The organism is Bradyrhizobium genosp. SA-4 str. CB756, assembly GCF_000473125.1.
Classification (GTDB): domain Bacteria; phylum Pseudomonadota; class Alphaproteobacteria; order Rhizobiales; family Xanthobacteraceae; genus Bradyrhizobium; species Bradyrhizobium arachidis.
This window is the reverse complement of sequence record NZ_KI421499.1, coordinates 2267947-2286090: the sequence shown is the minus strand read 5'-3', so window position 1 is coordinate 2286090 and position 18144 is coordinate 2267947. Positions and strand designations below refer to the sequence as shown.

Annotated in this window: 20 protein-coding genes; 10 read left to right on the top strand and 10 right to left on the bottom strand. The window is 65.8% G+C overall.

The window, feature by feature from the left end; translation table 11 throughout:
* Positions 1–39: 39 nt before the first annotated feature.
* Positions 40–1404, bottom strand: coding sequence for an MFS transporter (locus BRAGE_RS0111415; protein ID WP_027559798.1), 1365 nt, complete (start codon positions 1402–1404; stop codon positions 40–42).
* A 24-nt stretch (positions 1405–1428) separates the two neighbouring features.
* Positions 1429–2043: a GntR family transcriptional regulator gene (locus BRAGE_RS0111410; RefSeq protein WP_231164056.1), complete on the bottom strand. Its 615-nt coding sequence runs from the start codon at positions 2041–2043 to the stop codon at positions 1429–1431.
* Between the two features lie 24 nt (positions 2044–2067).
* Here BRAGE_RS0111410 and BRAGE_RS56775 point away from each other — a divergent pair, with 24 nt between their 5' ends.
* Genes BRAGE_RS56775 through BRAGE_RS0111395 form a run of 4 tightly spaced genes read left to right on the top strand, consistent with a single transcriptional unit; the run spans position 2068 to position 5408 of the window.
* Complete coding sequence (locus BRAGE_RS56775) at positions 2068–2379, top strand: hypothetical protein (RefSeq protein WP_231164057.1); 312 nt, start codon at positions 2068–2070, stop codon at positions 2377–2379.
* Positions 2376–3575, top strand: a complete 1200-nt coding sequence (locus tag BRAGE_RS0111405) for a mandelate racemase/muconate lactonizing enzyme family protein (protein ID WP_027559800.1) — start codon at positions 2376–2378, stop codon at positions 3573–3575. The genes BRAGE_RS56775 and BRAGE_RS0111405 overlap by 4 nt, the downstream gene beginning before the upstream one ends.
* An 11-nt stretch (positions 3576–3586) precedes the next feature.
* Complete coding sequence (locus tag BRAGE_RS0111400) at positions 3587–4354, top strand: glucose 1-dehydrogenase (protein ID WP_027559801.1); 768 nt, start codon at positions 3587–3589, stop codon at positions 4352–4354.
* A 22-nt stretch (positions 4355–4376) separates the two neighbouring features.
* A complete protein-coding gene (locus BRAGE_RS0111395) occupies positions 4377–5408 on the top strand; it encodes an L-idonate 5-dehydrogenase (RefSeq protein ID WP_027559802.1) in 1032 nt (343 codons plus the stop codon).
* 1 nt (position 5409) lies between these two features.
* Here BRAGE_RS0111395 and BRAGE_RS0111390 read toward each other — a convergent pair whose 3' ends face one another.
* Positions 5410–6276, bottom strand: a complete 867-nt coding sequence (locus BRAGE_RS0111390) for a DUF3280 domain-containing protein (protein ID WP_027559803.1) — start codon at positions 6274–6276, stop codon at positions 5410–5412.
* A gap of 187 nt (positions 6277–6463) precedes the next feature.
* On the opposite strand from BRAGE_RS0111390, the gene BRAGE_RS0111385 reads away from it, so the two are divergent.
* Positions 6464–7846 carry a sensor histidine kinase gene (locus BRAGE_RS0111385; protein ID WP_027559804.1) on the top strand — a complete coding sequence of 461 codons (1383 nt, stop codon included), beginning with the start codon at positions 6464–6466 and terminating at the stop codon, positions 7844–7846.
* Positions 7843–8520 carry a response regulator gene (locus BRAGE_RS0111380; RefSeq protein ID WP_027559805.1) on the top strand — a complete coding sequence of 226 codons (678 nt, stop codon included), beginning with the start codon at positions 7843–7845 and terminating at the stop codon, positions 8518–8520. The genes BRAGE_RS0111385 and BRAGE_RS0111380 overlap by 4 nt, the downstream gene beginning before the upstream one ends.
* Here the strand turns inward: BRAGE_RS0111380 and BRAGE_RS0111375 are convergent.
* Complete coding sequence (locus tag BRAGE_RS0111375; RefSeq protein WP_027559806.1) at positions 8501–9343, bottom strand: hypothetical protein; 843 nt, start codon at positions 9341–9343, stop codon at positions 8501–8503. The two genes, BRAGE_RS0111380 and BRAGE_RS0111375, sit on opposite strands and share 20 nt — an antisense overlap.
* Positions 9344–9554: 211 nt before the next feature.
* Between BRAGE_RS0111375 and BRAGE_RS0111370 the strand changes: the two genes are divergently transcribed.
* Together BRAGE_RS0111370 and BRAGE_RS0111365 are read left to right on the top strand one after the other, a co-directional pair.
* On the top strand, positions 9555–10439 hold the full coding sequence (locus BRAGE_RS0111370) for an IclR family transcriptional regulator (protein ID WP_027559807.1): 885 nt from the start codon (positions 9555–9557) through the stop codon (positions 10437–10439).
* Positions 10440–10475: 36 nt separating this feature from the next.
* Positions 10476–11447 carry a Bug family tripartite tricarboxylate transporter substrate binding protein gene (locus BRAGE_RS0111365; RefSeq protein ID WP_027559808.1) on the top strand — a complete coding sequence of 324 codons (972 nt, stop codon included), beginning with the start codon at positions 10476–10478 and terminating at the stop codon, positions 11445–11447.
* 48 nt (positions 11448–11495) lie between these two features.
* Here the strand turns inward: BRAGE_RS0111365 and BRAGE_RS48365 are convergent, their stop codons facing one another.
* From BRAGE_RS48365 to BRAGE_RS0111350, 3 genes are all read right to left on the bottom strand, one after another.
* Positions 11496–11873 (bottom strand): hypothetical protein, encoded by a 378-nt coding sequence (locus BRAGE_RS48365; protein WP_430642167.1) that lies wholly within the window; start codon positions 11871–11873, stop codon positions 11496–11498.
* A gap of 648 nt (positions 11874–12521) precedes the next feature.
* A complete protein-coding gene (locus tag BRAGE_RS0111355) occupies positions 12522–13013 on the bottom strand; it encodes an SRPBCC family protein (RefSeq protein ID WP_027559810.1) in 492 nt (163 codons plus the stop codon).
* A gap of 2 nt (positions 13014–13015) precedes the next feature.
* Positions 13016–13402, bottom strand: a complete 387-nt coding sequence (locus BRAGE_RS0111350; RefSeq protein WP_027559811.1) for an ArsR/SmtB family transcription factor — start codon at positions 13400–13402, stop codon at positions 13016–13018.
* Positions 13403–13723: 321 nt separating this feature from the next.
* Between BRAGE_RS0111350 and BRAGE_RS0111345 the strand changes: the two genes are divergently transcribed.
* Positions 13724–14785: a serine hydrolase gene (locus tag BRAGE_RS0111345; RefSeq protein ID WP_027559812.1), complete on the top strand. Its 1062-nt coding sequence runs from the start codon at positions 13724–13726 to the stop codon at positions 14783–14785.
* Between the two features lie 81 nt (positions 14786–14866).
* Here the strand turns inward: BRAGE_RS0111345 and BRAGE_RS0111340 are convergent, their stop codons facing one another.
* Positions 14867–15691 (bottom strand): outer membrane protein, encoded by an 825-nt coding sequence (locus tag BRAGE_RS0111340; protein WP_027559813.1) that lies wholly within the window; start codon positions 15689–15691, stop codon positions 14867–14869.
* 271 nt (positions 15692–15962) lie between these two features.
* Positions 15963–16667, bottom strand: a complete 705-nt coding sequence (locus BRAGE_RS0111335) for an SDR family oxidoreductase (RefSeq protein WP_027559814.1) — start codon at positions 16665–16667, stop codon at positions 15963–15965.
* Between the two features lie 99 nt (positions 16668–16766).
* Here BRAGE_RS0111335 and BRAGE_RS0111330 point away from each other — a divergent pair, with 99 nt between their 5' ends.
* Positions 16767–17606, top strand: coding sequence for a GNAT family N-acetyltransferase (locus BRAGE_RS0111330; RefSeq protein ID WP_027559815.1), 840 nt, complete (start codon positions 16767–16769; stop codon positions 17604–17606).
* Positions 17607–17624: 18 nt separating this feature from the next.
* Here BRAGE_RS0111330 and BRAGE_RS0111325 read toward each other — a convergent pair whose 3' ends face one another.
* Entirely contained in the window at positions 17625–18077 is a 453-nt protein-coding gene (locus BRAGE_RS0111325; RefSeq protein WP_027559816.1) for a hypothetical protein, read from the bottom strand.
* Positions 18078–18144: the final 67 nt, after the last annotated feature.

The window sequence follows — 18144 nt, the reverse complement described above, 5'->3', positions numbered from 1 at the left end:
GATCGCGGCCATGAGGCCGCGACCGGGTGACGAGCATCCTCAGTCGTTCTCGTAGCCGTAGACTTCCGGCAGGATGAAGATTGCGGCGAGCAATCCGATCAGCGGGAAGATCGCAACGAACAGCGTGGCATTGGCCTGCCCGATCGCTGCGAACAGCGACGGGAACAGGAAGATCGCCAGGAACGACGGCAGCTTCACGAACATGTAGGCGAAGCCGCTCGCGGTGCCGCGATATTTCGGCTTGGCGACCATGGTCGGGATGGTCATGCAGTTCGATGCGTCCCAGTAATGGCCCCACAGCATGGCAGCCGCCGCGAACGGCAGCAGCATCTTGTTGTCGGTATAGAGCGCGAACGCCGCCACCAGCAGCGAGGCCAGCACGATGCCGAACCCGGCGATCGCGATGCCACGATGGCCGATCTTCGGCGTCAGGAGCGGGCCGACCCAGCCGGACAGTGCGGCGAAGCAGAACAGCGCCATCGTGACGAGGTTGTTGCCGAGCACGCTCGACACGCCGACCATCACGAACAGCACCGGCAGATAGAACGCGAAGGTCGAGAACTCGCTGCCTTGCGCGAAGCAGGCGATCCATCCGTACAGCGTGGCGCGCCAGCGGATCGGATCCTTCTTGAGGTCGGCGAGGAAGGCGCGGGTCGAGACCTTCGGCACTTCCACGTCGTGATCCGGCAGCATGTCGAGATTGTCGTTGAACATCTCGCGCGCGACCTGCTTGGCCTCGCGGTAGCGTCCCTTCTGCACCAGCCAGACCGCCGTCTCCGGCACATCATGGCGCATGATCAGGATGATCAGCGCCGGCACCGCGCCGAGGCCGAGCGTCACGCGCCACAGCATCTCGTGCTGCATGTCGATCAAGAGGAAGATCACGATGACGCCGATGGTCAGCACCTCGCCGACGGCGAACATGAACTGCCAGCGGTTGCCCATGACCTCGCGCTCACCCTTGGCCATGGATTCCATGATGTAGGTGTAGCCGGTCGAGATGTCCGAACCGAGCGGGATGCCGAGCAGGAAGCGGATCACGACGAGCCACGTAACGTTCGGCACGAAGGCCTGCGCCAGCGCCAGCACGATGAACAGCACCATCGTGACCAGGAACATGACGCGGCGGCCGATCTTGTCGGACAGCCAGCCGCCGAGCAGCGCACCGATCAGCGCGCCGCCCTGCGTGCCCGCTGCGGCAAGACCGAGCATCAGCGGGTCGGGATTGTACTGCTCGCGGATGAAGATCAGCACGAAGGCGATCGAATAGAGGTCCCAGGCCTCGACCAGGATCGAGGCCATCATCAGCCAGCCGACCTTGTTACCCTTGGGACTGTAGTTCGTGATGAGGTAGCGGACCGCGGCTTCGCTCGCGGTCGGTTGTGGCATGGCCATCGTTGACATTCTTCTTCCTTTCTTCTGAACTCTTTACGTGCCGAGCAGCGGCTCGATGCTGCAATCGAGCAGGCGCGGATCGATCCCCGCCTCCATGCCCGTGAACATGGAGCCCATGTAGTCGATCAGTGCATCGCTCGCCTTGACGGCATCCTCGGCGCGGCGGTTCGCGACTGCGTTTAGAATACCGAGGTGATGATCGATCGTTCCTGACAGATCGGCCTGCCCTGGCATGAAGCGGTGGTGGATGTAGCCGATGCGGCGGTAGAGCGTGTGCAGCGGCCGCAGCGTGTGCACCAGGAACGGCTCGCCGGCGGCCTCCAGCACCAGCGCGTCGATACGGCGGTCGAGGCTGTTGAACTCGTCGAGGGTCAAAGTTGCGCGACGTTCACGCAGCAGCCGCTCAATGTGCAGCGCCTGATTGCGGTGGGAAAGGCTGGCGCGATCCGCCGCGAGGCGAATGACAAAACGCTCCATGTCGCGGCGCAAGGCCAGCAGCATGTGCTCGCGCGCAAGATCGATCGGCGCGATGTGCAGGCCGTGGCGTGGACGGATGATGATGAGCGTGTCGGCGGACAGACGATTGACGGCGTGATGCACCGGCGTGCGCCCGAAGCCGGTGATCTGCTGCAATTCCAGCATCGTCATGAATTGTCCGGGCTTGAGCTCGCAATGAACAAGGAGCTCTTCGATCTTCTGATAGGCGAGCTCGAAGAAGTTGAGCCGATTGCGTCGCGAGGGCTTGCCCTCGCCGTCGTCGTCGTTTCTCACCACCTCGAGCGCGCGCTTGCGCCGTGCCATGTCGTCCTCTCCCGTCAGGTCCGCGCTCTCGTTGTCGGGCGGCGCCTTATTTGTGGCACCCTTAAAACATGTTGTGATATATTACAAGCAGGCGTAAGACTTCCGCGCGACCTGCAACATGTTGCAACGCAAAATGAGAAGTCAGGCGCGAGGCGCCTTTCGATGGGAGGACAATGGCCGTGAAGATCACGTCGATCGAGACGCTGCGCACCGAGGAATTCTCCAACGTCATCTGGGTACGCATCCACACGGATGCGGGCGTGATCGGTCTCGGCGAGACCTTCTATGGCGCAGGCGCCGTCGAAGCGCAGATCCACGACACGTTCGCGGGCCGCCTGCTCGGCCGCAATCCCCTGCACATCGAGGCGATCCATCGCGACATGCTGAACCTGCCGATGGCGCAGTCCTCGACCGGCGTCGAATATCGTGCGGCGTCAGCGATCGACATCGCGCTGTGGGACCTGTTCGGCAAGGTCTGCAATCAGCCGGTTCACCAGATGCTCGGCGGCCTCTGCCGCGACAAGCAGCGCATCTACAACACCTGCGCCGGCACCCAATATGTCCGCTCCACCAATATCAGCCCGGTCGCCAACTGGAATCTCGGGGCGTCCAAGGGTCCCTATGAAGACCTCGACGGCTTCATGAACCACGCCGATGCGCTCGCCGCGAGCCTGCTTGAAAGCGGCATCTCCGCGATGAAGATCTGGCCGTTCGATCCGGCGGCTCAGGAGAACAAGGGCCTCTACATCACCGCAGCCCAGATGAAGCAGGCGATCGAGCCGTTCGAGAAGATCCGCAAGGCCGTCGGCGACAAGATGGAGATCATGGTCGAGCTCCACTCGCTGTGGAATCTGCCGACCGCCAAACAGATCGCGCGCGCGCTCGAGCCCTACAAGCCGACCTGGTACGAAGACCCGATCCGCATGAACTCGCCGCAGGCGCTGGCCGAATATGCCCGCTCGACCGACGTCTGGGTCTGCGCCAGCGAGACGCTCGGCTCGCGCTTCCCCTACAAGGACATGCTCGACCGCGACGCCATGCATGTCGTGATGGCGGACCTGTGCTGGACCGGCGGCCTCACCGAGGGCCGCAAGATCGCGGCCATGGCCGAGACCTATCACCGCCCCTTCGCGCCGCACGACTGCATCGGCCCGATCGGCTTCATCGCCGCCATCCACATGTCGTTCAGCCAGCCCAACACCTTGATCCAGGAATCCGTGCGCGCCTTCTACAAGGGCTGGTACAATGAGCTCGTCACCACCATGCCCACCATCAAGGACGGCTATGTCTTCCCGATGGAAGGACCCGGCCTTGGCGTCGATCTCCTGCCCGCCGTCTTTGACCGCACCGATCTCACCGTGCGCCGCTCCAACGTCTGAGGAATTTTGAGATGAGCACCGCCCTGTTCGACCTCTCCGGCCGCACCGCACTCGTGACCGGCTCCTCGCGCGGACTCGGCCGCGCCATCGCCGAGGGCATGGCCAAGGCTGGCGCGAAGATCATCGTCAACGGCGTCGATGCCAAGCGCGTCGAGCAGGCCGTCGCCGAATTCCGCGCTGCCGGGCATCAGGCCGAAGGCGCGGCCTTCAACGTCACCGACGAGCCCGCCATCGTCGCCGCCTTCAACGACTTCGACAGACAAGGCCTCGCCGTCGACATCGTCGTCAACAATGCCGGCATCCAGCACCGCAAGCCGCTGGTGGAATTCACCACCGATGAATGGCGCAAGGTGATCGAGACCAACCTGACCAGCGCCTTCGTGATCGGCCGTGAGGCGGCCAAGCGCATGATCCCGCGCAAGCACGGCAAGATCATCAACATCGGCTCGCTCGGCAGCGAGCTCGCGCGCCCGACCATCGCGCCCTACACGGCCGCCAAGGGCGGCATCAAGAACCTGACCCGCTCGATGGCGGTGGAATGGGCCCAGCACGGCATCCAGGCCAACGCGATCGGCCCCGGCTACATGCTCACCGACATGAACGAGGCGCTGGTCAACAACGCCGACTTCAACAACTGGCTGATGGGCCGCATCCCGTCAAAACGCTGGGGCAAGCCGGATGAGCTGGTCGGCGCCGCGATCTTCCTCGCCTCAGACGCATCCACCTATGTCAACGGCCAGATCATCTATGTCGATGGCGGCATGATCGCCGCGATGTGATCGCGAACAAGGGAACGAGACCATGCGCGCCGTCGTCATTCACGCCCCAAAAGACCTCCGGATCGACAGCTATCCCGACGCGGAGCCCGGCCCGGGCGAGGTCCGCGTCAAGATCGCCAATGGCGGCATCTGCGGCTCCGATCTGCACTACTACCATCACGGCGGTTTCGGCGTCGTACGCATCCAGCAGCCGATGGCGCTGGGGCATGAGATCGCCGGCGTGGTTGCGGCGGTGGGCGACGGCGTCACCAGCGTGAAGGCAGGCACCCGCGTCGCGGTCAATCCGAGCAAGCCGTGCGGGGCGTGCCTGCATTGCCAGGAGGGCATGCGCAACCAATGCCTCGACATGCGTTTCCTCGGCAGCGCGATGCGCTTTCCCCATGTGCAGGGCGGCTTTCGCGAGTTCATCACGGTCGACGCGACCCAGGCCGTGCCGATCTCCGACAAGCTGTCGCTGGCGGAAGCTGCGGTCGCCGAGCCGCTCGCGGTGTGCCTGCATGCCGGCAAGCAGGCCGGCCCCCTCCTCGGCAAGCGCGTGCTGATCACCGGCTGCGGCCCGATCGGCGCCCTGATGATCCTGGTCTCGCGCTTCGGCGGCGCATCCGAGATCGTGGTGACGGATGTGGCCGATGCACCGCTGGTGGTCGCGAAAAAGCTCGGCGCCACGCACGCGATCAACGTCGCGAGCAATGCCGCCGCGCTCGATCCCTGGCGCACCGGCAAGGGCGTGTTCGACACGCTGTTCGAGGCCTCGGGCAATCAGGCCGCGCTGCGCACCGCGCTTGACGTGCTCAGGCCCGGCGCGACGCTGGTGCAGCTCGGCCTCGGCGGCGAGATGACGCTGCCGATCAACACCATCGTCGCCAAGGAATTGCAGCTCCGCGGCACCTTCCGCTTCGATCCCGAGTTCGAGCTGGCGGTGCGGCTGATGGGCGACGGCCTGATCGACGTCAAGCCGCTGATCACGGCGACCATGCCGTTCGAGAACGCGGTCGCCGCCTTCGAGCTCGCCAGCGACCGCTCGCAATCGATGAAGGTACAACTAACCTTCTAAGCTACTGGCTCTCGACCAGGCTTTCGCTCACGAGCCGAACGGCCCCTCGTTTCCACGAATAGTCCGCGCCCATGCGCAGACCGCTATCCCCGCGCGCCAGCACCGCGCCGGTCCTGGCATCGCGGACCTGGAAGCCCAGGGTATATTCGGTGCGGCTGACCCGCCGCACCACGCCGATCAGCGACTGATCCGCGCCGAGCTTCTGCGCGATCGATGCCTCGCAACCGTTGCAATCGCGCAAGGCGTGCGCCTTGGCCGCCTCGCCGCCAATCTCGACGATGCGATAGCGGCCGGATTGACTGAGCACCTCGCGCACGCCGGCCGTGACTTCGGCGAGGTACGACGCATCCGACGCGGCTGACGCGCCCGCTGATGCGGCGGTCGTGTCCTCCAGCTCGAAATCGAACACCGCAAGCGCGACCGGCGCGGGCGTGGCGAGTGCGGCCATCACCTCGCGCGAGACAAAAATCTCGGCGCGCTCCCATGATTCATCATTGTCGCCGCGAAAAGTGTAGAGCTTGTCCATCACCAGCTTTTTGGCGCCGACGTCGATCACGGCGACCTTGGCCCATTGCACCAGCGTGCTGGTCTTCTGGATGCCGCCGATCACCTTGAACGCCGCGCCGTCCTGGGCCGACGGCGCCAGCCGATAACGGCCGTCCGCGCCGATGTCCCGCCTGAGCGCTGCCATGAATGCCGACAGCCGCCGCTCGTGGGCGGCGGTCTGGTTCGCCGGCTCGGCCGACGTATCGGTATAGCTGAAATCGTCCATGGCGACGCCAATGGCGGCCTCGGCGCCAGCCGGCGAAGTGGCCACCGGGAGGACGAGGAAGAAAAGCGCAGAGAGGATCAATCGGGTGCGGTGCATGCGGGCCTCATGTGATGGAGCGGCGGCGCAATCTGGCGGGCAGCCCTGCGCCATGCAGCCGCGCCGGTCCCGATCAGCGCCGGGAAAATTTCACGACATTGCAGTGCGGTAAAGCGTAACGCTTTGCGCGGCTTGCGTTCTGCCGTTTAATGCGCGGGCGACATACCCGTTCGCCAGGTGCCCGCCGATGTGGAACCGTCCGAGATTCGATCTCAAGGTCCGACTGACGTTGCGCGTGGCCGCCATATCGGCCGCCTGCTTCGCCGCGATCTCCGCCTATTTCCTCATCACCGCCGACCGCGCCGCCCATGCGCGGATCGACAGCATCGCCGCCATCGTGGCGAAGTCGCTGGAGCTGCAGCAGGGCAAGGTCCAGTGGGTGGCCGCCCCGCGCGCGGACTTTCCGAATCTCGATCCCGTGGCGGCCTATGTGATGACGCCCGGCCTGTGTCTGGCCGTCCGCGGCACCGGCGGCGACATGCTCCAGCGCTTCTGTAGCGGCGTGCCTCCGGCAACGCCGCCGCCGCAGGCCTTCACGGCGTTCTATCGCAGCCTGTTCGACCCCGGCCGCGAGGCGGCTCGGCCGGTGATCGTGCGCGGAGCAAAGCTCGGCGATGCCGTGGTCTGGCTCGATCCGACGGTGCAGACGGCCGAAGCCTGGCACGAGGCCGGCCGGCTGATGCTGGCGCTCGCAATCGCCCTGCCGCTGTTGTGCGTCCTGGTCTACGCCGCGCTGGCGCGGGCGCTGCGCCCGACCCACATGATCCGCACCGGCCTCGAACGGGTCGCAGCTGGTGACCTCACCGCGCGGCTGCCGCCGTTCGACCTCGCCGAGCTATCCGCCATCCGCGACGTCTTCAACCATCTCGCCGAAAGCCTCGACACTGCGCTGGCTGAACGCAACGAGCTGACGCGGAAACTGATCGCGCTCCAGGACGAGGAGCGCCGTCATCTGGCGCGCGAGCTGCACGACGAGTTCGGCCAGTCGCTGGCCGCCATCCGCGCGCTCGCCTCCTCCGCCCGCCAGACCGCCGCGCAGGATTGCCCTGCTTTGCTCAGCGAATGCGACGGCATCGCGCGGACCGCGACCGGCATGATGGAGACGCTGCGCGGCGCGCTGTTCCGGCTGCGCCCGCCCGACGTCGAGGAGCTCGGGCTCGTCGCCAGTCTCGAAGGCCTGGTCGCAGGGTGGAATGGACGCAGCCGCGGCGAGACGCGCTTTGCGATCCGTTTCGACGGCACGTTCGAGACCCTGCCGGCCACGATCAGCGCCAATCTCTACCGCATCGTGCAGGAGGCGCTCACCAACGCCGCCAAGCATGCCGGCGCCACCAAGGTCAGCCTGGAACTGACGATGCGCCCTGAGGAGATCGCGCTCGCGATCGACGATGACGGACGCTCGGCCGATCCCGCCGGGAAATCCGGAATGGGCCTGCTCGGCATGCGCGAGCGTGTCGCGGCCTTGCGCGGCCGGCTGAGCTTCGAGCCGGGACCGAACGGCGGCTCGGCGCTGCGTGTCGTCATTCCGCTTGCGGCCGCCGATCGGCCGGTGCTGGAGCACGCGGCATGACCGCGACGATTCTGCTGGTCGACGATCATTCCGTCGTGCGCGAGGGCTACCGCTCCGTGCTCGAGAAGCAGCCGGGCCTGCGCGTCGTCGCCGAGGCGTCCGACGGCGCCGAGGCCTACCGGCTGTTCAAATCCGAGGCGCCCGACCTCGTCATCATGGATCTGAGCATGCCCGGCATCGGCGGCATCGAGGCCGTCAGGCGCATCAGGCAATGGGACAAGTCCGCACGGATACTCGTCTTCACCATGCACCAGAACGCCGGTTTCGCCGTGCAGGCGATCCGCGCTGGCGCGCGCGGCTACGTCACCAAGATGAGCCCGCCGGAGACGCTGGTGCGCGCGGTGATGGACGTGCTGGCCGGCAAGATCGCCATCAGCCCCGACATCGACCACGAGCTGGCGCTGAGCCGCATCAGCGGCGAGAGCTCGGCCGCCGACGTGCTCACGCCGCGCGAATTCGAGGTGCTGCGGCTGTTGCTCGCCGAGAACACGACGGAGGAGATCGCCGAGACGCTGCATGTCAGCCCAAAGACGGTCGCCAACCTGCATTCGCTGATCAAGGACAAGCTCGGCGTCGGCTCCGACATCGAGCTGGTCCGGCTGGCGTTGCGTCAGGGACTTCTGACAGAGGTCGATCTCGGTGAGACTCGATCGATCAGGCCAGATAACGCGTGAGATAGCCTTCCATGGCGTAGAGCGCGCAGAGTGCTAGGCTCGACCACACCGCGGCGCTGAAATACAGGAACATCCAGGTCAGCTCGCCCTTCCAGTGCGCGATGTCGTGGGTCACCACCCAACGCGTCGAGACGTCATGCAGGCCTTCGAGCAAGCCGAGGAATCGGTTGCCCTCGGCGTGCCCTGCCCGCCAGCGGCTGAGATACATCGGCACGTCGACGGTGACGAGGAAGGCGAGGAAGCAGGCGATGCCGACGATGCCGGCGATCAGCGCCCAGCGCACCGGCCCCTGGAATTCCGGCATCAGACGGCACAGCGCGATGCCGGCGAGGAAGAAGGTCACCGCCCACAGCGAGTTCTCGATCGCGTTGTAGAGGAAGTTGGTGGTCACGACCGCGTACCAGGAGAAGCACTCCGCGACGATGATCACCGGCACGATCAACCACGCGATGGTCACCACAGTTTCCGCGCCGGTCATGGTGCCGAACTGGTGCAGGATGATGGCCCATTGTGCCGCGAAGCAGACTTCGGCCACGGTCGCGACCGTGCGACCGACGAAGACGCTCGACAGCCATGTGTCGAACAGGCAGATGCGCTGCACGTCGGCGCGCGGCAGCACCGAGCGGAAAGCGCAGCCGAACACATAGGCGGCGCAGAGCAGGAACATCAGGCCGATATCAGAGCCGCCGCCGACGCTCCCTGCGACCGTCGGATAGAACTCGCGATACAGCATGAACCAGACGAGGATGTTGGCGGCACTGACCAGCGTCAGGGACCCCCACCACCACGCGAGGGGATTTGACCGCGCCTGCCACTGCAACATGATTCGCTCCGCTGTAATCGACGTGACATGTCTTCGTAATAATAATGTCACAAGACGCCACGCAATCACGACAAAAATTTGTGCGCTTGAGCGTTCCGGGCGCGCTTGGGGCGACATCGAAGACGGCGAAGTGTCGTCCGTATAGTGGACGGTTTTGGCGCCATCTTCGATTTTATTGGACAAAGTCGCACCACACGTTCGATATTCGAGCATGGCCCGCGCTTCCTCATCCAAACGGCGTCTTCCACACGCGACCGCCGCCGCGGTGCTCGCGGCGAGCACCGATGACGCCGCCTTCGCAACCACGCTGGCAAAAGGTCTCGTCGTGCTCGAGGCCTTCAAGGCCGGCACCACCCTGCTCGGCAACATGGAGCTGTCGAAGCTGACGGGCATCCCGCGGCCGACCGTGGCGCGGCTGACGCATACGCTGGCCGAGCTCGGATACCTCCGCTACGAAGCCGCGCGGACGAAATACCGTCTCGCTGCGCGCGCGCTGCGGATGGCGCACCCGCTGCTTGCCGACATGCAATTTCGGCAGCTGGCGCGGCCGATGATGCAGGAGCTGGCGCAGAGCGTGCGCGGCACGGTCTCGATCGGCCTGCTCGATGCGACCTCGATGATCTACGTCGAGACTGCGCGCTCCGGCGATGTCGGTCCGCACGTCCCCGACGTCGGCATGCCGATTCCCGTCGTGATGACCGCGATGGGCCGTGCCGCGGCAGCGACCTTGCCGCTGGCCGATGCGGAGCGGCTTGAACGGCAGATCGCAGCCGAAGACGCCGAGCTGTGGGCGGCCTTCCGCGACAAATACCGCGCCGGGCTCGCCCAATGCGCCAGCCGCGGCTTCTGCACCTGTTTTGGCGAGTACATCGCCTCGATCCATGCCGTCGCTGCGCCGCTGTTTCACGCGCGCGAGCTCAATCAGTCCTTCTCGATCAATTGCGGCATCCCCGCATTTCGGCTCCAGCCAGGTCAGCTGGAGGGCGAGATCGGCCCGCGGATCGCCGCCCTTGCCGACAGCATCCGCGCAGTGGTCCATGCGGCGGAGCCTGCCGTCGAGATGCGAAAATCAAACAAGAAGAGCGCCAATCGATGAACAACAAAACTGGCGCTCCACGCCCGGGAGGCCAACATGACCATCACGCGCCGAACATTGCTGGGGACTGCGCTTGCGCTGCCCTGCGTCCCATTCGCGGCACGCGCTGAGGACGCCTGGCCCTCGCGCCTGGTGCGGCTGATCTCGCCCTACGGGCCGGGCGGCTCGAACGACATCTCGCTGCGCCTGCTCGCCGAAGAGCTCGGCCGCAGCCTGCATCAGCAGTTCATCGTCGAGAACAAGCCGGGTGCCGGCACGCGCATCGCCAACGACACGGTCGCGCACGCGCCGGGCGACGGCTACACGCTGCTCTATGTCGCCGCCCCCTATGCCACGGCCGAAGCGCTGTTCGGCAAGCTGACCTACGAGCGCCGGGATCTTCAGCCTGTCGCCATGGCGGTGATCGCGCCGCTGTTCCTGATCATCAGCGCGGAGGCGCCGTACAAGACCCTGCCGGAGCTGATCGCTTACGGCAAATCAAAGCCGGATGGGCTGACCTTCGCCTCGCCCGGCGCCGGCTCGCAGCCGCATCTTGCCGGCGAGCTCCTATTCCGCGATGCCGGTGTGAAGGGCCTCAACATCCCCTTCCGCGGCGATGCAGCCTCTTACACCGAGCTCCTCGCCGGCCGTGTCGATGCCACGCTGACGGCGCTGCCGACCGCACTGCCTTACATCCAGAGTGGCAAGTTCCTGGTGCTCGGCGTCGCCTCGGCCGAGCGCAGCGCGCTCTACCCACAAGCACCGACCTTGCGCGAGCAGGGCTTTCCCAACGTTGTCGCCGCCGGATGGTACGGCTTCATGGCGCCCGCGACCACGCCGCGTGCAACCGTTGACAAGCTTCAGGCCGAGGTGCTGCGCGCGCTCGCCGAACCCGTGATCAAGGACAAGCTGACGGCCCAAGGGCTGGAGGTGCGGCCAGCCAGTGCCGCCGCGTTCGGTCAATTCATCGACAACGAGACGCAGAAATGGAGCGCGCTGATCCGCGAGGCCGGGCTCAAGGGTGAGTAGCGCGCCACCGCGCCGGCATCCCAGGCATGTCGCATCGGAGGCCGGCGCTCAACGCCCCTCGCCGCGGCAGCCGCCGCAGCGCGTGAGGTCGTCGCTTTCATCGGCGTGCTGCTGGTATTCGGAGATCGCGCGGTTGGCCATGCGGATACGGTTGGTTTGGCCTTGGTCGACCATCACGGCAATGCGCTGCGCCAGGAACACGCAGGCTTCGAACTCATTGCGAATGGCGCCGGCCCGCGTGAGAAAGTCCCAGGCGATCTCGTAGGCCTCCTCGGCAGCCGTATTGCGGTAGTCGCTGAAGATAATATGCGTCATCACCGCCAAAGCGAAACGGCCGCGATCGTTCCTACCGGTGCCGGTTCGCCGCAGCTGGTCGGCCGGTGTTCCGATCCTCGGACCCGACGCTAACCTGCGATAGCCGAACACCAAACCAGTTGCGCTCGCAGGAACGCCGCCCGTGGACCGCCGTTTCGGCAACATGGGGTCGCGCGGCCGCTTTTGCGTTCTGCGGTCGACTCCCTCGCTCAGCGTTCGGTGAGGTTGCCGTGTGTCCGCACCAACGACTCTGACCACGCCTCCCATAGGAACGGGTTGGCGTCGCACACGATTGGTCATCACGTGTCAAAACCTCGAGGAGCAGCAATATGCGTAAGACAGTGCTGACGATCTTTACAGCCGCGGTGCTCGCGGGCGCTTCGGTCGGCGCAGCGTTCGCACAAGGTGCGGGCGGCGGTGCCGGAGGCGGTGCTGGTGGTGGCGCTGGCGGCGGAGCCGGTGGCGGCGCTGGCGCTGGCGCGGGTTCAGGCGGATCCGGTTCGGGCGGGAGCGGAGACGGTGCAGGCGCGGGAGGTGCCGGCAGTGGCGGTGGCGGCATCTCGCATGTGGAGCGCGGCGGACAAGGCGCCTCCAGCTCTCCCGGCATGCGCAACGAAACGACCCCGCCTTCCAACGGAGTCACGCCGCGGCGCTAGCTGATCACGGATCGCGCATCGAAGCCGGTCCCTTTTCAAGGCGCGCGCAAGTGCGGCCCCAGCGAGATTCCTCCCCTCGCTGGGGCCGATCCATGTCGAAGCCTTACCGCTTCATTCCGGACACATATGCCGCCAGCTTGTCCAGCGTCTGGTAGCCATATTCGACCGCGCCGAAGCCGATCATGCCGTCGCGCTGCTCGGTGCTCGATGCCAGTTGCCGCATCATCAGCACCGTCTTGCCGTTGCTCTGCTCGGCAAAGGTAAGGGTGAAGCGGAACATGCCGGGATCGTCGTCCTGGTCGACGCCATGGTCCATCTCCATCAGCGACGGCCGCTCGATGCGGCGGAAGCGCATGCGGTTGGGATAGACCGTGCCGTCGGGGCCGATCATGTTGAAGCGCCAGACGCCGCCGACGCGGACATCGATCTCGAAGGTCTCGACCTTGAATCCCTTCGGTCCGAACCATTGCGGCAGATGTTTCGGGTCGGACCACGCCTCGAACACCAGCTCGCGCGGCGCGTCGATCACGCGCGACATCACGATCTCGCGGTCGAGCGACCATTGCGACAAGGCGGGATTGGCAGAACTCGTCATCGTCAGGTACCTTTCCGTTTGGTTGTTCGGGACGGCCGTTTGGCGGCGGCCGCCTCCTTCTCCTTCTTGAGCTTCATCACATAGGCCTCGAACCGGTCGAGCCGCGCCTCCCAGATCGCGCGCTGCTGCTGGAACCAGTCCTCGGCGCCGACAAGTGCATCCGGACTGAGACGACAGGTGCGCACGCGGCCGGATTTCTCGGACTGAACGAGCCCGCTCGTTTCCAGCACGTGGATGTGTTTCATGAAGCTCGGCAGCGCCATGTCGAAGGGATCGGCGAGCTCGCCGACCGACGCCTCGCCTGCGCATAGTCGCATCACGATCGCCCGCCTGGTGGGATCGGCAAGGGCTGCGAAAACCTGGTCGAGATAGGATAATTGGTTAGCCATGAAGCTAACTAATCACGGCAGCGGCCGGACGTCAACAATTGTTATCCGATTGGCTAAGTAAAATCTCGTGGCACCATAGCCCGGATGGAGCCGAGCGCAATCCGGGTTACACGCCCCACGGAACTCACAACGCGCAATCGTGAATTGGGACCTCGCACCCTCACCGCTAGAAGATACTTGGGGGCGCACAAGCATGATTCGTCCGAGCGCGTGCCGCCTGTTGTCACATCATCCTCGATCACCCGACGAAGCTTCGCCCGGGCTGCGCTCGTTCCGCTGGCGATCGCGCTTCGCCCGCGGCGCGCATTTGCGGATTCCGACATGATCGCGCAGATGCGCGACATCGTCGCCGCCGAGCTCGCGCCAACCGCGACGCCGGACCATCCGGGCGGTCTTGCCGCCGCGCTCTATGCGGGGCGCCATGTCGAGTTCTTCACGTTCGGCTTTGCAGATGACGCGACGCGCAGGCCGGTCACGCCGGACACGCTGTTCAACCTCGGCTCCCTGCGCAAACCGTTCGAGGCGACGCTGGTCGCGCTCGGCACGCTCCGCGGTGAATTGCGGCTCGACAATGCCTTGCCGAAATATCTGCCTGAGCTCACGGGCGATTATGTCCGCCGCGTTACCGTCGGTCAGCTCGCCGCGCACTCATCGGGACTGAGGCTGCCGACCGATCATCCGCCCTGGCCGAACGAGTCGTTCACCCAGGCGCAGTTCATCTCCATGCTCAACGCATGGACGCCGCAGGCCGGCGAAGCGCCCGGCAGGCAGCGCGTCTACAGCCATGCCGGCTACGTGCTGCTTCAGCTCGTGCTCGAGCGCCGTTACGGCACCCCGATCGCGACGCTGCTCGAACAGCGCATCCTGAGGCCGCTCGGCATGGCCGCGACCTCCGTGCCCGAGCGCGGGCCGGACAACCGCGCCGTCATGGACGCGGTTTGGATGCAGCGCGTCGTGCAAGGCTATTCGGATCAGGGCATGGCGATCGGCCCGCCCGGCAACCAGCAGAGCTACTTCGATTTTCCGGGCACCGGCCAGATGTTTTCGTCCGCGCGCGATCTTGGTGCATTCGTCGCGGCCTCAGTCGACGGCCGATCGGTCTACCCGCACCTGCGCGAGGCATTGCGGATGACGCAGCACGAGGTCTTCCGCGTCGACGAGAGATTCGGACAGGGCATGGCCTGGGAGAATGTGCGCCTGCCCGGCGTCACCATCGTCGACAAGCCGGGCGGCCTCAACAACGCCTCCGGCTATCTCGGTCTCGTGCCGGCACGGCGGATCGGCATCGTCCTGCTCGCCAATCGCGGCGAATTTCCGCACGAGATCGCCCGCTACAAGATCCTGCCCGCGCTGGCGCATCTGGTGGCGTCACACACAGGCTGAGCTTCGAAACAGAAAGCCTCTTCAAAATAGAAAGCCCCGGCTGAGCCGGGGCTTTCCACGTCAGGACGGAACGGGATGATCTTAATACCTGGCGACGACCGGTCCGCCGAACTTGTAGTTCAAGCCAACACGCACGATGTTCGACTTGATATCGACCGAGTGGGTGTACCCGTTGCCTGGGAAGGTGAGCCCGAAGTTGGCCAGATTGGTGCTGGTCGTGGTGGCGCGGCCGAGATCGACATAGAGATATTCGGCCTTGAGCGACCAGCCATTGCCGACCGCGTACTCACCGCCGACACCAGCCGTCCAACCGACGCGGGTGTCGCGGATCGCGGCGGATTCGGTCGCGCCAAATGTGTCGGTGAAATTGAAGTTGCCCTTCACCTCTGCGATCGCGGCACCGCCGGTGGCGTAGATCAGCCAGCTCGGCGCGGCGAGGAAGCCGAGGCGGCCCCGAATGGTGGCGAGCCAGTCGGCCGAGACCGAGGAGTTGACGGTGAAGGCAAAGGGTGCACAGCAGGGATACAGGGCCGAGCCGGTGGCACTGCCCTTGAAGCCGAAATAGTTGATGTCGCCCTCGAGGCCGAACACGGCGTTGTTGACCTGCCAGTTGTAGCCGGCCGTGAAACCGCCGGTCACGCTGGAGCTGTTGACGTGCTGGGCGCCGACCGCATTGACGGCGGGCACGCTGGTGGTGAAGAAATAGCCGGCAGGATCGTAGACGGTCGAGGTGCTCGGATTGGCGCTACCCCACTGCCCGCCGACATTGCCGCCGACATAGAAGCCGGTCCAGTTATAGACCGGCGCCATCACCGGCGCCTTGGTGTAGTGCGCCGCGAGGTCGGCCGCCTGCACGGATGCGGTGCCGAGCACAAGCGATGCGACCGCCAGCAAAAACTTCTTCATCCCAGTCTCCTTGCCCCGCGCGACTGAACTCGCGCTTCGAAATGCGCGCGGCGGAAGCCGTCCAGCGCAGGTTGGGCATAGGTCGTGGATCGCCCATCGTCTTGGGCTGCGGCGAAGTTCGTTGGGACTGTGACGTAGTGTGAGCCGCGCTACGCGCGAACGCATCGCGAGTGTGACGCAAAGGCCACGCAGCATCCATCGCAAGCGACGCGCGATGCAGGGCCGCGTCGCATCACGACACGGCCGCAAGAATGCGATTCGATCGGCAGCCTCAGACCGAGCGCGTCAGTCCGCCGTCGACGCGGATGTTCTGGCCGGTGATATAGGCCGCGCCGTCGGAGGCGAGGAACGCGACCGTCGCGGCGATCTCCTCGACCTTGCCGTAGCGCCGCATCGGCACGCTGTCGCGGCGCGCATCCGTCTGCGGCAGGCTGTCGATCCAGCCCGGCAGCACGTTGTTCATGCGGATGTTGTCGGCGGCATGGGTGTCGGTGAAGATCTTGGTGAAGGCGGCGAGCCCGGCACGGAACACCGCGGAGGTCGGAAACATCGCGCTCGGCTCGAATGCCCAGGCGGTCGAGATATTGATGATGGCACCGCCCTTCTGCGCCTGCATCACCGGCGTCACCAGCCTCGTCGGCCGGATCACGTTGAGCAGATAGGTATCGAGGCCGGCATGCCATTGCTCGTCGGTGATCTCCGTGATCGGCGCGCGCGGCCCGTGGCCCGCGCTGTTGACGAGCACGTCGATGCGTCCCCACTTGGCCAGCGCGCCGTCGACGAGGCGCTTCAGATCGTCGCTCGACTTGTTGGAGCCGGTGACGCCAAACCCGCCGAGCTCGGCCGCCAGCGCCTCGCCCTTGCCGGAGGACGACAGGATCGCGACGCGAAAGCCGTCGGCCGCAAGGCGCCGCGCAGCCCCTGCCCCCATGCCGCTGCCGCCGGCGGTGACGAGTGTGACCTTCTCTGCTGCCATGTCCATTATCCCTGTGTTGAGGCGAGCCGCACACCCGGCCTATCATGAGGCCTTCTACTGCCGGACCTGCCGGCAGGTCCACCGCCGAGAGCATCCGTCATGAACGACCTGCAGATCCGCAATCTGCGCCCAGACGAAATTTCCCTCGCCGCCGACTGGGCCGCGGCCGAGGGCTGGAATCCGGGCCTCTCCGACGCCGCCTGCTTCGCCATCCCCGACGCGAAGGGTTTCTTCGTCGGCGAGATCGACGGCGAGCCGGTCGCGACCGTCTCCTGCGTCAATTACGATGATCGCTTCGCCTTCCTCGGTTTCTACATCGTGCGCGCAGCCTTTCGCGGTAGAGGCCACGGCCTCAGCATCTGGAACGCGGCGATCGCGCATGCAGGCACGCGCGTGATCGGCCTCGACGGCGTCGTGGCGCAGCAGGACAACTACAAAAAGTCCGGCTTCCAGCTCGCCTATGCCAACATCCGCTATGGCGGCGTCGTCGCGGCTGCATCGGCACGAGCCGATGTCGTCGCGCTCGACACGGTCCCGTTCGCGCTAGTGGAAGCGGACGACGCCACCGTGTTCCCGGCCCGGCGCAGCGCCTTCCTGCGCGCCTGGATCGGGACATCGGGCCATGTCGGCCGCGCGCTGATGCGCGACGGCAAGCTCGCCGCATGGGGCGTAATCCGGCCGTGCCGGAGCGGCTGCAAGATCGGCCCGCTCGTCGCCGATGATCGCGCCGCGGCGGAAGCGATCGTGCAGGCCTTGGTCACAAGCGTCGGCGGCGGCGAGATCTTTCTCGATGTCCCCGCCGTCAACCGCGAGGCGCTCGCGCTCGCAGAACAGCTCGGGCTCAAACCGGTGTTCGAGACGGCGCGGATGTACACAGGGCCGATCCCGAGCTTGCGGATCGACCGCGTCTTCGGCGTGACGAGTTTTGAACTCGGCTAACTAAGCCGAATGCGCTGCTCAGTAGCAGCGCATGATGTTGACGGTGTGCTCGCCGCCGCCGCGGCCGGGCACCGTCACCTGCTCGGTCGGGCAGCTCGGCACATAGGGCCGGTCCGACGGCACGACGTTCGGCGGGAAGCGATGCGTCCAGTCCCAGGGAACGTCATACGTGTAGGTGTAGCGCACGTCCGTGGAGGCCGGCTGCCCGATATCGGCAAACGGCTGGCTGTAGCCCGCGCCGTCGTAGAAGAAGCCGCCGCCGCCCGGCCAATAGACCCAGGGCGTGTTGCGGCCCCGGAACCGGGCGCCCGGCGCGATCGGCGGACGCGCCGCCGCGGCCGGCGGCGCGGCAGCGCTCACCATGCCATGCGGCGCGGCGCCGCCGGGTCGTGCAAAACTGTCGCTGGGACTAAGGAGCAGCGCGGCTGCGCTGAACGAGGCGAACAGCGCCCCATATGATCTGGACATCATGATACGCACCAACTCGTTTGGCTTCGCGAAAAGCGGCTCCCCACCGCACGCTAGGCCGGGCCGTCAC